The sequence below is a fragment of the Solidesulfovibrio aerotolerans genome (assembly GCF_009856865.1).
In the GTDB taxonomy this organism is placed as follows: Bacteria; Desulfobacterota; Desulfovibrionia; order Desulfovibrionales; family Desulfovibrionaceae; genus Solidesulfovibrio; species Solidesulfovibrio aerotolerans.
Window position 1 is genome coordinate 288,057 of sequence record NZ_WVUD01000001.1, and the last position, 13,776, is coordinate 301,832.

The 13,776-nt window shown below is 64.7% G+C and carries 7 protein-coding genes; 5 read left to right on the top strand and 2 right to left on the bottom strand.

The features are described 5' to 3' along the window. Positions 1–106 precede the first annotated feature (106 nt). Complete coding sequence (locus GTA51_RS01310) at positions 107–853, bottom strand: methyltransferase domain-containing protein (RefSeq protein ID WP_160958007.1); 747 nt, start codon at positions 851–853, stop codon at positions 107–109. A 13-nt stretch (positions 854–866) separates the two neighbouring features. Beyond that, positions 867–2,741 carry a methyl-accepting chemotaxis protein gene (locus GTA51_RS01315; protein WP_160958009.1) on the bottom strand — a complete coding sequence of 625 codons (1,875 nt, stop codon included), beginning with the start codon at positions 2,739–2,741 and terminating at the stop codon, positions 867–869. A gap of 561 nt (positions 2,742–3,302) precedes the next feature. Between GTA51_RS01315 and GTA51_RS01320 the strand changes: the two genes are divergently transcribed. The 5 genes from GTA51_RS01320 (at position 3,303) to GTA51_RS01340 (ending at position 13,624) form a co-directional block, all read left to right on the top strand. Then, entirely contained in the window at positions 3,303–4,115 is an 813-nt protein-coding gene (locus tag GTA51_RS01320; RefSeq protein ID WP_160958010.1) for a phosphoadenosine phosphosulfate reductase family protein, read from the top strand. A gap of 215 nt (positions 4,116–4,330) precedes the next feature. After that, entirely contained in the window at positions 4,331–4,894 is a 564-nt protein-coding gene (locus GTA51_RS01325; RefSeq protein WP_160958012.1) for a hypothetical protein, read from the top strand. A 277-nt stretch (positions 4,895–5,171) separates the two neighbouring features. Further along, a complete protein-coding gene (locus GTA51_RS01330) occupies positions 5,172–5,963 on the top strand; it encodes a hypothetical protein (protein ID WP_160958014.1) in 792 nt (263 codons plus the stop codon). Further along, positions 5,938–6,978, top strand: coding sequence for a hypothetical protein (locus GTA51_RS01335; protein WP_160958016.1), 1,041 nt, complete (start codon positions 5,938–5,940; stop codon positions 6,976–6,978). Before GTA51_RS01330 ends, GTA51_RS01335 begins: the two co-directional genes overlap by 26 nt. 493 nt (positions 6,979–7,471) lie before the next feature. After that, positions 7,472–13,624, top strand: a complete 6,153-nt coding sequence (locus tag GTA51_RS01340) for a PAS domain S-box protein (protein WP_160958018.1) — start codon at positions 7,472–7,474, stop codon at positions 13,622–13,624. The last annotated feature ends 152 nt before the right edge of the window (positions 13,625–13,776 follow it).

The following is a 13,776-nucleotide window of genomic DNA, read 5'->3' on the forward strand; positions in this document are numbered from 1 at the left end:
TCACAGGGAGAAGTTTAAAGGGTCATTTGACGCAGGCGGGTAATCCGGTCGGTTAAGGACGGAATAGTCAGCCAGTATTTGAACGCTGTGCGGCAATGGTCTACCGCTACCGCGACATGAGCGCGAACACACCCCAGCCCAGGTATGCACGGGTGTAGGTGGCGTAGCGTCGGGGTGCCGAGGTCAGTTCGGCTCGAACCTCTTTCGCGAAGGCATCGTCGGGATTCGTTTCGAGCCAGCGGCGCATCGTGAGCCACTTGGCGGCCTCGTACCTGTCCCAGCCGTCTTGGTTTGCCAGAACCATTTCCACAACGTCGTAGTCGAGGTTGTCCAAAGACGCGAGAAGTTCTGGAAGCAAGAGAAAGTCTGCGATGGAACCGGCGTGGCATCCCTTGGCGATCTCTTCTGTCGGCGGCACTTGCAGCCAATAGGGCTCGCCGATGAGGATGATGCCTCCCGTGCAAAGACTCTTGGCCAGAAGTTCTATGGTTCCGACGATTCCCCCACCGATCCAGGTGGCACCGACACAGGCTGCCACACCGACCTTTTCGTCGGCGACGTAGCCGGCAGCATCTGCGTGGATGAACGCGACCCGATCGGCGACGCCGAGTGCGTCAGCCCGGCGTTTCGCTTGTTCGGTGAATAGTTGGCTCATGTCGATACCAGCGCCGCTGATTCCGTAATCGCGTGCCCAGGTACACAGCATCTCGCCCGAACCGCTGCCGAGGTCGAGCACGCGGGTCCCTGGTTCCAAACGCAAGGCCGCGCCGAGCGTGGCGAGCTTTTCTGGTGTGAATGGATTATGGATGCGATGCGCACTTTCGGAAATGGTGAATATCCGGGGAATGTCCACGGCACATACTCCTTTAGCGGCCCCTGCGTCCGGCTGGCAAGGCCTTGGCCGGGCTTCGCGCCGGCATCGGCAGCGACCGGGGGGCGCTGCGGGTGGTGGCGGCCGTGGAGCGGGCCACGGCCGGTCGGGCCGGGCCGCCGCCTTCGCCCTGCATCTCGGCAATGAGCGCCCCCAGTTCCTGGGCCTGTTCCACCAATTCGACAACGGCCCGGCCGGCCATCTCCATGGCCTGGGCCGAATCAGCGGATATGCGGTTGATATCTTCGATGCTGCGGTTGATTTCCTCGCTGGTGGAGGATTGCTGCTCGGAGGCCGTGGCGATGGAACGCACCTGGTCGGCGGCCGAGTCTACCAATTGGACGATTTCGCCAAGGATGTCCCTGGCGCTGGTCATCAGTCCGCCGGCTTCTTCCGCTGCGACCACGGCCTGGGCCACGTTGTCATAATTCTTGCGCGTGCCGGTCTGGATGCCGCCGATGGCCTCACCCACTTCCTTGGTGGCGGTCATGGTCTTTTCGGCGAGCTTGCGCACTTCATCGGCAACCACGGCAAACCCGCGTCCGGCCTCACCGGCCCGGGCCGCTTCGATGGCGGCATTGAGTGCCAGCAGATTGGTCTGATCGGCAATGTCGGAAATGACGTTTAAGATGCGCCCGATGCTGTCGGCCTGACCGCCCAGCGCTTCCATGTCCGCCCGCGACTGGTGGGCGTTGTCCCTGACCCGCACCAGGAATTCGGCCACCCGGGCTACGGCCTGGGCACCTTCCTCGGCCTTGGATTTGGCCGTGGCCGTGGTGTCGGCGGCTGTTCCGGCGCTGCGGGCCACTTCCAGCACGGTGGCGTTCATCTCTTCCATGGCGGTGGCCGTCTCGCCCACGCGTTCGGATTGAATCTGGGCACCCTGGCGGGCCTGATCGACCTGCCCGGCCAGTTCGTCGGAGGCCGAGCCCACCACGCCGGCCACGCCTTCCAATCGGCCGGCCGCCTGCAACATGCCTTCGGTGCGGGCCTTGGCTGCTTCCCTGACGGCTTCCTCGGCCGTGGCCGTGGCCGCGCGGGCGGCGGCGGCTTCGCTGGCGGCCTCGGCGGTCTTTTGGTCGGCCTCGGCGATTTTGGCCTTTAAATTGTGGATCATGGTCACAAAGACGCCGTAGACCCCGCCGCTGCCGGCCACCGGGGCCAGCTTGACGTCGAGATTGCCGGCCGCCACTTCCGAAGCCACGGAACCGAGGTAGGCCGGGTCTTGCCCGAGCTGGCCCAGCACGTTTTTCACCAGCGTGACCGCCATGCCGATGCCGAGCAGCAGACCCAGGGCGATGCAGACGAACACGACCGTGCGTCCGGCCTGATAGGCTTCGGCGGCGTCAGCGGCCGAAGCTTGTGCGCCCTTGTCGTTAACGGCCACAAGAATATCCAGGAATTGCTGGGCATCGCGGATATGCCGGGCCTGTTCGCCGCTGGCGATCTTGGCTGCCTCCGCGTTGTCGTTGGCCTGGGACAGCTTGAGCACCTGCGCATGCAGCGAGAGATACTTCTTCCAGGATTCCATAAACTTCGGGAAATTTTCCCGTTCTTCAGGCTCGTTTATCAGCGGCTTGCAGGTTTCGATGGCTTTGTTGAGGTCTTTTTCGACACCGTCCATGACCTGTTCCAAGCGCCGCATTTCGGCGGTATCGGTAGTGAGCAAGTGAACCAGTTCATTGCGACGATAGAGGGAGGCCAGATTGTTGATCTGGCCAACTGCTTTGATGGCCGGCAGCCAATTGGTGGCCAGTTGATGGGTGTCGGCATTGATTTTACCCATCTCATAGATAGCTACCCCGCCGATGCCGCACAAAAGAATAAGCAACACGGCGAATGCGCCGGCAAGTTTCACAGACAGTTTCATGGCACCTCCAGTGGTGTCGCTTGACGATAAAGGCATGCCTATTTGCGTATTGTCAGACAGAGAATCAGGAACGGCCCAAATCGGATTGTTACGGTCTTTGAATATGAGGCAATCCTATCCATTTGACAAGACACTGTGTGCAGAACTTACGCTCTTTTAACAAAAAATTGTTCGTGGCAGTCGCCCCTTGCGCCGCAGCCGCCCGGACCGTATGGTTTGCACCTACGGTGCCACGGCCGAGGGAGCGAGCGAAGAGAAGAGAAGGCGGAAGAGGCCTCCGGCGGCCGGGGGGATGATCCCCCCGGACCCCCCGAATGGGAGAAGTTGTTAAGGTGGGGCGGGGTGATGCTGTCGGTGGATTGATTGGTTTTATGAAATAACCTTCTTGGCATATTTCGCGCTCGTCCCCCAACCCCCCGCCGTTCCCCCGCCCCCCAGGCAGGGAGGGTCCGGGAGGGGGCGACCCCCTCCCGGCCGCCGGAGGCACTCTTGCTCTTTTGCGCGCTTACGCGCTTGCACGGTTGCACCGTGCGCGCTTATTTCTTTCCAGGAGTCATCAGTATGGACGAAGCCATTCTTTCGCTGCCTCTGACTGAAAAAATCGCCCTGTCCCAGCGTATCCTGGCCGGGGCCATGGACCGTTTTGGCGACGCCTTCTGGATCGCCTGGACCGGCGCCAAGGACAGCACGTTGGTGTTGTGGCTGACCCGCGAACTGTGCCGCGCAACCGGTCGGACCATGCCGCGCGTGCTGACCATCGACGAGGGCGACCCGTTCCCTGAAATCCTGGCCTTCCAGAAACGCCTGACGGCCGAATGGGGCTTGCGGCTGACCGTGGCCGCCAACCGCGAGATCTTGGATCGCAAGCCGCTTATCGGCGATTATGTCGATCTGGGGGGGCTGTCCGATGCGGTCAAAGCCGAGGCGGCGCGCGCCGGTTTTACCGGCCCGGGCTTTCCGTTTGATCCCGAATCGCCCTTGGGCAACCAGTTGATGAAGGTGTTTCCCATGAACGCCTTTTTGCGCGAAGCCGGTGTGGCCGCCCTGGCCACGGCCATCCGCTGGGACGAGCATCCGGCCCGGGCTGACGAACTGTATGAAAGCCCTCGTGATGCACCGCCGCATCTGCGCGTGCATCCCATCCTGCACATGCGCGAGGCCGATGTCTGGGCGATTACCCGGTCCAACGATCTGCCCTTTTGCGACCTCTACCGCCTGGGCTATCGCAGTCTGGGGACGCTCTCGGGCACGGTGCGCCACAGCGATCAACCGGCCTGGGAGCAGGATCTGGCGGATCGCAGCGGTGAGCGTGCCGGCCGCGACCAGGACAAGGAAGACGCCATGGAGCAACTGCGGGCGCTGGGCTATATGTAGGGAGGAGCGGGGCGGTATGGCGCAGCGCCTGAAAAACGCTGCCGGGTCGGCCGATTGGCGCGCGGCCTTGCCCCCAGCGGGGAAAGCCCCGAGCCGGGCTGGTTTCGTTTCAACGATGGTCTATCGTTGATGTTTTTCGATAATTCTGCCAGAAGTCGCCAGTGGCCGCACGCGTCTTGCCGTGTGGGCAACGCCTTTGTTGGAAGGAACAGTCAATGTACAAGCGAATTGTCGTTACCGTTGTTACACTCATACTTGTGGCTTCTGCTTGTTTTGTCGGCATCCATGAATACTTGCGGCGCACTGAAATTCAGCAAAAAGAAGAACTCATGCGCATTGAATTGGCCAAACAACAAGCCGAGATTCAAATTCAAGAAGCAGCTCGAAAGAAAATAGAGGAAGAGGAGCGCGTCAAACAGGAAGCCGCCGCCAAGGAAGAAGAAGCCAGAAAAGCGGCCCAGCAAGCGGAAATTGCGGCAAAAATTGCAGGTGAATACGAAAAATCCGCCAAGTTGGTTGGCGGCATCGAACGGTCTGTGCGCAAGAGCTATCTGAAAAATTTTGTTTTACAGCTGAATAATCCCTCCTCGGCCACGGTCTCCTTTGATCTTAAATGCTATCATCTCGATGGCACGCCGAAAACGCTTCGTGTCAGCATCGATGCCTACCAGACCAAAGAAATCAGCTTTCAAGAGGGATGGACAGACAACTTCCTCCCTGGCGAAAAGGTGGAAGCCCTTTTGGACGGCAACGTCATCTGGGCCTATACGATTCCCTAGCGGCGCACGGCTCATTTCCGCAGCCCGGTTTGATCGCCGACAGGCAATACTGCCCGCCACGGGGCAGTATTGTTGTTTGATAAAATGAAACATTTAAGTTGTCCTGTGCCGGTGGGGAGGGGCCGGCCGGCGTCCGTGCGTGAAGTACATCCTGCCGGAATAATGGCGCAATATTTTTTTTGAACCTTCTCCGCAGAAGTGGTGCCATTCTTGCTGTTCCCGCTTTGCCCAGACCAGATCGGCAACCGTGCGTGTGGGCAAGGCAGGTGAAGGGATTATGCGGGCAGCAAGCAGCAGGGCGGCGCAAACAAAACCGGCGCACCCGGACGCACAACCGGCCGGACAGACGGCCCGGGAGCGGTGCGGCCTCGGGCTGGCCCTGGCCCTGGCGACCTTGGGAGCCTTTTCCCCGGTTGCCGCAACAGCCCAAAACGTCGGCCTCCCCCTGGCCGGACCCGCTGCCGAGGCCCTGACCCTGGCCGATGCGCGCACCGTGCCACCGGAGTTGCTCGGCCGGGCCGCGGTACCGCCGGACTGGTCCATCGCCGAGGCGGCGCGGCGCATCTACGGCCATGTGGACGGCCAAGTGCTGTCCCGGGTGGTTTTAGCCAATCCCGGCCAGCCCGATCCCAGACGGGTGCGACCGGTTGAGCCGCTGACCTTTCCCGCCCTGGCGACCGAGCAGACGCCGCTGCCTGGCAGCCGGCTGGTGCGGGTGGCCCGGGAGCCTGATCTCAACACCGCCCTGGCGGCCGTGCGCGACGGCGATGACGACGGGTTGTCGCTGCGCCTGTGCCTGCATTATCATCCGGCCTACGGTCTGGCCTGCGACGTGGTCGTGGACGAGACCTATGCTGACGCCGCCACCGCCCATGCCGCGCTGGCCGCCCTGCCGCCCCGGGCTTTTCAGTCCGCCGTGCTGCTGGACGGTTTTTTGCCGGGAACGATTTTTTATTCCACGCTTCCACTGCCGCGCCTGTGCCCGGCGCCTGTCTGCCCGGCCGGTTCAACCATCCTCGCCCGCAACGCCGAAGGGGGACTTCGTGATGCCAATGCCTGCCTGCCGTAAGGCGCTTGCCTGCCTGCCGCTCCTGGTGGCGGCCCTTTGTTGTGTGCCCGCTGCGCCGGTCCTGGCGGAAGAAACGCCGGGGCTGGTCCATTCCGTGGAGATTGCCTGCCTCCCGGATCAGGGACGGGCCATGGCCGCCATGCGGGAAGGCCTCGCCAGCCTGCCGCGTGAACTGTCCGGCCAATTGCGGCTGCTGGATCTCGACGGCATCTGGTGCCTGCGTTTGGCCGAGGCCGCCGACGAAGCGGCCCTGCGTCCGGTCCTGGCCGTGGTACAGGGCACCTATCCCCAGGCGGCCCTGGTGCTGGGTCAGATCGGGCGTGGCCGGGTGGCGGCCCGGGTGGCCAGCCGCCCATCGGGTGCGGCCGGCTCCACGGGACAGAGCCAGCATCCGCCTACTGGAGCGCCCGTGGCGACGCCGGCCCAGGCGCTGGCGCAGACCCCGGGCCAGCCCCGGACCCCGGCCGAGGCCCTGCCCCAGATTTCGGCCGGGGCCCCGGTCCAGACCCCGACCCTGTCGCCTGCCTCGGTCCAGGCCCAGCCCCTGGTCCAGGCGTCGGCCCCGGCCCAGCCTCAAAGCCCGGCCCAGGTCCAGCCCCTGGCCCAGGTGCCGACCTCGCCGGCCCTCCGGCCTGCCGCCCAGGCGCTGCCCGCCGCAGGCCGGCCCCTGCCGCCGGTGGTCCTGGCTTCCCGGACAGCCGTGGCGCAACCGTCGATGCGCCCGGCTGCGGTCGAAACGCGGCCGGACGTCCCTGCCGCCGCCGCCGCGACGGTGCCGTCTGGACAAAAGCCTGCCCAGGCCAACGATGCCGCAGCCCAGACGCCGGTCCCGGCCAAGGACGCTGGTGCGGCCGGCCAGACCGGCACCACGCCCTGGCCGGTCTGGGTGCAGTTGGCCGCCGCCCTGGCCGTGGTGGTCCCGGCCTTGGCCGGGTATTGGCTGGGCCGACGCCGGCAGGGCCGCACACCGGTCATCCTGCCCCATTTGCGCGACAACGGTCCGCTCGCCCTGTAGACGCGGCCGGCCGCGTCCCAACCGGAGCAAAGCGGGGGGCTGGCCTGGTTTCGGGCCGGGCCGCCCCGCGAGCCCCCGACGCTGCGGGAACGCCATCTTTGTTACGAGTGGGGCCATGGCCCAGGCAAAACCGCCTGGGCCATGGCCCCAGCCTGCACAGGCCACGGACCGGATCACCCCGTCCGTGGTACGGCCCTGGACCATTTTCCCCTGCGCCGCACAGCGGCAGCCCACACTGGCTCCTTCCTCTCGCTCTGCCTCGTTTGTGCCTGCCTGCAACCGTGGCAGTGCATAAAAGGCGCATCGTATTCACCAAAAATACGATGCCCTATGCCACAAACGCCGCGCACCCGGCTTCAGCCGGCCTTTGTTGTGAATGTGTTGCGGGTGTTGCCCCGGGACAGGGGCGGTGATACAACATTGATTCACTGTCCGATTTGGAGGCTCGATTTTCCCGGTAGACATACGTTTTCTCTTTGGGGTTGGGGGCTGCATGAATAGAGACGATCCTATTCCCGGCCAGGCCGAAGCCGCTGGCCGGGTAGGATTTCCGGTTATCGGCGTCGGGGTCTCGGCTGGGGGAGGGCTGGCGCTGGCCCAGTTCCTTGGCGGCCTGCCCCGGGATTTTGCCGCCGCCCTGGTGGTGGTCACCCCGCTTGCGGTTGCCGACGACAGCCGGCTGTCCGAGGTGTTGGCGGCGGCGGGCGCGTTGCCGGTGATGGTCCTGACCGACGGCCTGCGCCCCCGGCCGGGCTGGATCTACGTGTTGCCGGCGGGCTACGATGTGGTCATCCGTGACGGCGTTTTTGCACTGGTGTCGCCGTGTGCCGCGCCAGGGCGCCACGTCATCGACCGTTTTTTCCGTGCCCTGGCCCGGGATCAGGGGGCGAATGCAGTGGCCGTTGTCCTGTCCGGGGCCGGCAGCGACGGCGTGGCCGGCATCCGCGATATCCACGCGGTTGGCGGGTTGGTTGTGGTCCAGCAGCCGGAGACCGTGCTTGAAGACGGCCAGCCGGCCGGTGCTGCGGCCATGGGCCTGGCTGACATGGTGCTGCCGGCGGCGGCCATCGGCCCTTTTTTGGTCAAAACCGTGCCGCGCCTGGCTCTGGGGGCGGTTGGCGGCTTTCCCGACGACACCGAAGCCCAAGGAGCCGGGGAAACTGAGGAAGCGGGGGAAACCGAAACAGTTGTGGGAGCCGAGGGCACCGCCGCCCTGGAGCGCATTTACGCTCTGCTTGCCGAACACACCGGCCACGATGTGCGGGGCTATAAAAAGAGCACGGTGCTGCGTCGGCTGCACAAGCACATGCTGCTCGCCGGGACGTCCAACCTGACCGAGTTCGCGGATAAACTGGCCGAGGACGCCGTGGGGCGCAGCCGGCTTTTCGGCGATCTGCTCATCGGCGTGACGTCTTTTTTCCGCGATCCCGAGGCCTTTGCCCGGTTGGGCGAGCGGGCGATTCCCGCCTTGTTTGACAGCCTTGGCCCGCGCGAAGTGCTGCGGACCTGGGTGGCTTGCTGCGCCACGGGCGAGGAAGCTTATTCCGTGGCCATGCTCCTGGCCGAGCATCAGCGTGGGCGGGGAGAGCGTCGGCCGGTCAAGATCTTTGCCACGGACCTGGACGCCAAGGCCCTGGAAACCGCCCGCCGGGGCGTCTATCCCAGGCAGGTGGTCCAGGCCATCGGCGAGGCCCGGGCGGCGGCCTTTTGCCAGTGCTCGGTTATGGACTGCGCCATGTCGCCGCAATTGCGCGACGATATCGTGTTTGCCCTGCATAATCTGCTGCGCGACCCGCCCTTTCTCGGCATGGACCTGATCGTATGCCGCAATTTCCTGATTTATCTCAATACGGATGTCCAGTCCAAGGTGCTTTCGCTTTTTGCCCATGCCCTGCGTCCCGGCGGTTTTCTGCTTTTGGGACCGGCCGAAACCATCGGTGCGGCCGAGCCGTTTTTTGCCACGGTGGACAAACGCTGGCGGCTGTACCAGCGCAAGGCCTTGGCGGCCGGCAGCTTTGATCTGCCGGCGCGCCGCCAGTCCTTGGCGTATGCCGCAGGCGGGGTGCCGCCTCCCGGGCGGCCGAGGACTGCGCTGCCTGAACCCGAAGGCGTGGCCGAGGCAGCGCTTTTGGCCCGCTACGCCCCGCCATCCGCCCTGATCGATCTGGATGGCCAGGTCTTGCGTCTGGTCGGCGACATCAATCCCTACCTGGAAATCGGGGCCGGCGCGCCGAGCCTTTCCATCAACAAGCTGGCCCGCAAGGCGTTGCGCCCGTGCCTGCGCCAGGTGCTTGAGGCGGTTGCCGCCACAGGCGCCGAGCAGGTCTGCGGCCCGGTGCCCATGGACGAAACCGGCCAGGTGCTCGTTCAGCTTCGGGCCTGCCGGATGCCTGACGCCTGGGGCAATCCCGCCTTTGTGCTGCTTATTTTTGAGCGGGTGTCCGGGGAGGTGGAACTGCCGGTCCGTGTCACGCTGCCTGACGTGTCCGAAACCACCCGGCGCTATGAGGGCGAGATTGAGCGCCTCAATGATACCCTCCAGCGGGCTGTCGAACGCTACGAGACGGTCACCGAGGAACTGCGCGCCTCCAACGAGGAACTGATCAGTTCCAACGAAGAGTTGCAGTCCTCCAATGAGGAGATGGAAGCTTCTCGCGAAGAGCTTCAATCGCTCAATGAAGAGCTGACCTCCCTGAATACGGAATTGCAGTGTAAGATCGAGGAGTTGGCCCAGGCCCAAAGTTTTGTGGAAAATCTGTTGGCCGCCACCAACATTGCCACGGTGGTGTTAAACGCCGATCTGCAGGTGGTGCGCTTCACGCCGGCGGCCACGGAACTGTTCCATCTCATTGCCAGCGACGTCGGGCGCCCCGTGGACCAGGTCAAAACCACCTTCGATGCCTCGCCGTTGGTCAACGACTGCCGGCTGGTGTTGGCCGAAAACGGCATTGTAGAGCGCGAGACGCACACAGCCGCTGGCCGCTGGTTTCTCATGCGGGCCTATCCGTTCCGCGCACCCCAGGGCGGGGTGGATGGCGTGGTGCTGACATTTGGCGAGATCACGGCCCAGAAAGAGGCCGAGGCCGTACTGCGCCGGGGCAAGGAAGAGCTGGAACAGCTGGTGGCCCGGCGCACCGAGGAACTGCGCGAAAAGGCCCGGCTGCTCGATCTGGCCACGGTCATGGTGCGCGATCTTGACGGACGCATCACCTATTGGAACACCGGCTCCGAGCGTCTCTTCGGTTGGACCCGGGAAGAGGCCGAAGGGTGTGTCTCCTACGATCTGCTGGCGACCGTCTTTCCCCAGCCGCTTGAGGCCATCATGGACGACCTCCTGCGCCAGGGGCGCTGGTCCGGGGAACTGCGCAAGGTCGCCAAGGACGGCCGCGCCGTCGATCTGGCCGTGTCCTGGGTGCTCAACCGCGACGCCGCCAGCCGGCCGGTGTCCATCCTCGAAGTGGCCAACGACGTCACCGACCGCAACCGGCTGGAGGAGCAGGCCCGGCGCTGGAGCCGGGTCTTTGAAAGTTCCGATTTCGGCCTGGCCCACGTCAAGGCGGCAGACAACACCTTTCTCCAGGTCAACCCGGCCTTTGCCCGGCAGCGCGGCTACCGGCCGGAGGAACTCGTCGGCCAGCCGCTGCATTTTCTCGTCCCGCCAGAGGAATGGGAGCAGGTTGCCGTCACCATCGCCGGTTTTGACCTCGCCGGTCACGGCATCCTGGAAACCATCCATGTCCGCAAGGACGGCAGCCGATTCCCGGTGCTTGTCGAGGTGACGGTGCTGCGGGGGGCTGACGGCAAGCCGGCGTCGCGCGTGGCTTACGCCCTGGACGTCACCGCGCAAAAGCAGTCCGAACAGGCGCTGCGCGACATGGCCCGGTTCCCCGGCGAAAACCCCCATCCGGTCATGCGCATCACGCCGGACATGGCGGTGGCGTACACCAATGCCCCCGGTCAGGCACTGCTGGCCGCCCTGGGCAGCACACCGGAGCAGCCGTTTCCCGATGCATTGCAGCCGCTGGTCGTTAAGGCCCTGGCCGAAGAGCGGCTGGTCGAAATCGAAGTCACGGTCGGGGAGCGGATCTTTGCCCTGTCGGCCATTGCCGTGCCCCAGCGCGGCTACGCCAACGTGTACGGCCTGGACATCACCACGCGCAAACAGGCCGAAATGGCCCTTATTGCCAGCGAAGCCCGCTACCACGACCTGTTTGACGCCATGGGCGAAGGGGTGTGTCTGCTGGAGATGGTGCGCGATGCTACCGGGCGCATCGTTGATTATAGCATCATCGACGCCAATCCGGGCTATGCGACCATCCTTGGCATTTCCCAGGAGCGGGCCATCGGAGCCCGGGTGGTCGCCCTGTACGGTCTGGCCAGCCCCCCCGATCTTACGGCTTACGAACGCGTGGTGGCTACGGGCACGCCTGATACTTTCGAGACCTATTTCGAGACGTTGCAAAAACATCTGCGCGTTTCGGCCGTGCCGACCGGACCGGACCGCTTCGCGGTCATTTTCCAGGACATCACCGACAGCGTCGAGGCAACCAAGGCCCTGGTGCGCAGCGAAGAGCGGCTGCGCCAGTTGGTGGACAGCGCCCCGGACGCCATTATCGTGCAGAGCGGCGGCCGGTTCGTTCTGGTCAACCCGGCGGCGTTGCGGCTTTTCGGTGCGATGGCGGCCGAGGAACTGCTCGGCCAGGAGATTGTTTCCCGCATCCATCCCGATTTTCGGGAAGTCGTGCGGCAACGCATCCGCATCGTTAATGAGGAGCGTTTGCCGCAACCAGGCATTGAAATGTCCTATCTGCGTATGGACGGCGTGGCCGTGTCGGTGGAGGCCGTGGCCGTGCCGTTTGAGTTCCAGGGCAACCCGGCGAGCCTGGTGTTTGCCCGCGACATCACCGAGCGTCTGCGGGCCACGCAGGAGAAATGTCAGCAGGATGCCCTGCATGACGCCGCCGCCCGTATCCGCGGGGCCTATGTGGCCGGCCAGACCGCAGAAGCAATCTTTGGGGCGGCCTTGGATGAACTGCTGCGCCTGAGCAACAGCCGGTGCGGCTTTGTGGCTGAACAGCGCGACGACGAGCGCGGGCGGCCCGCCCAGCACTGTCTGGCCGTGGCCGCCAGTGCCTGGGGCACAGATGTCAGCCGGCAGCGACCGGATCGCGCGCCCCATGGCCGGGCCTTTGCGTCCACAGAAGAACTCCACGCCGCAGCCGTCGCCGCCTGCCGGTCCGTCCTGGCCGAGTCCCCGCCGGGACCGGCCGAGGCCCTGGACCGGACTTTGGTGGAGACGTTTTGGGATCTGCCCCTGTACCACGGTCGGGAATGCCTGGGCGTTATCGGCCTGTCCGGCCGGGAGGGTGGTTTTGAGGCCAGCCATGCGGCCTCGTTGCACCTCGTGGCCGAGGCCTGTTCCCAGGTCATCGAACGGATGCGGGCCGACCGGCGGCTGGTGGCCGCCAAAAAGGCAGCCGAGGCGGCCAGCCTGTCCAAATCGGAATTTCTGGCCAACATGAGCCACGAAATCCGCACCCCGTTAAACGGCGTTCTGGGCATGCTCCAGTTGCTCGCCACCACGACCCTGGACGAGGAACAGGCGGAGTATGTGGAAAACGCCGTCAAATCCTCCAAGCGCCTCACGCGGCTTCTTTCCGATATCCTCGATCTGTCCCTGGTGGAGTCCGGCCGATTGGCCATCCGTCAGGCTCCGTGCTCTCCGGCCGATCTGCGCGAGGCCGTCATGGACCTTTTCACCCTGCCGGCCCGGGACAAGGGCATAACGCTGCATGTCAGTCTGGGGGCCGGTTTGCCCGAGCGCGTCCTGGCTGACGAAGTCCGGCTGCGCCAGATAGTCTTTAACCTCGTTGGCAACGCGGTCAAATTCACCGACGCCGGTTCGGTCCGCCTGGACATCAGCCCGGCCTCCTCGCGCTTTGACGCCGCCTTCCGAGTGCTTTTCACCGTGTCCGACACCGGTATCGGCATTGCCGACGACCAGCTCGACGGTATTTTCGAGCCGTTTGGCCAGGTGGAAGGTGTCTATGTGCGCCGCTTCGGCGGTGCCGGCCTTGGGCTGTCCATCGTGCGGCGGCTGGTGCGTCTTATGGGCGGCGAGATCGCTGTGGAGAGCTTCGTGGGAAGCGGCACCTCCATCGTCGTCTCCCTGCCCCTGGCGCGCACAGGCGACGACGTGGCCGAGGTCGCGGCAATACCCCGCCCCCTTGCCGCCGGGCCGGGGCTGCGCCTGCTTTTGGCCGAGGATGACGCTGTGAGTCTTATGAGCTTTGCCCGGATGCTGGAAAAGGCCGGCCATACGGTCACTCTGGCCGAGGATGGGGCCGAGGCCATGGCCCGGTTGGCCGAGGCCGAGTATGACTGCATCCTCATGGACGTGCAGATGCCGGTGATGGACGGCGTGGCCGCCACCCGGGCCATCCGCAGCAACGATTCCCTGGGCCACAAAAAATCCATCCCCATCATTGCCATGACCGCCTACGCCATGGCCGGGGATCGGGAACGCTTTATGGCCGCCGGCATGAACGACTACGTGAGCAAACCCGTGGATGCCGCCGAACTGGCCCAGGCCCTGGCCCGGGTGACGGCCGGCCAGCGCCCGGGACGGCCCGGGGAGACGAAGTAAGCAGCGGCGGGCCGGCGGCCAAGGCCGTCCTGTCGCCGCGGTTGCGGGCCGCCCGGCTTGGCGGGCTCGGCCTGCGAAATATCCCGATCCACGTGCAGTGTGGCGACATGACACCGCATGACCATGAAAAAGGCCCCTTACGGGGCCTTTTT

Excerpts from the sequence above, each read along its gene's own strand:
- GTA51_RS01325 (WP_160958012.1), top strand. The coding sequence starts at position 4,331 with ATGTACAAGCGAATTGTCGTTACCGTTGTTACACTCATACTTGTGGCT.
- GTA51_RS01330 (WP_160958014.1), top strand. The coding sequence starts at position 5,172 with ATGCGGGCAGCAAGCAGCAGGGCGGCGCAAACAAAACCGGCGCACCCG.
- GTA51_RS01315 (WP_160958009.1), bottom strand. The coding sequence starts at position 2,741 with ATGAAACTGTCTGTGAAACTTGCCGGCGCATTCGCCGTGTTGCTTATT.
- GTA51_RS01320 (WP_160958010.1), top strand. The coding sequence starts at position 3,303 with ATGGACGAAGCCATTCTTTCGCTGCCTCTGACTGAAAAAATCGCCCTG.
- GTA51_RS01340 (WP_160958018.1), top strand. The coding sequence starts at position 7,472 with ATGAATAGAGACGATCCTATTCCCGGCCAGGCCGAAGCCGCTGGCCGG.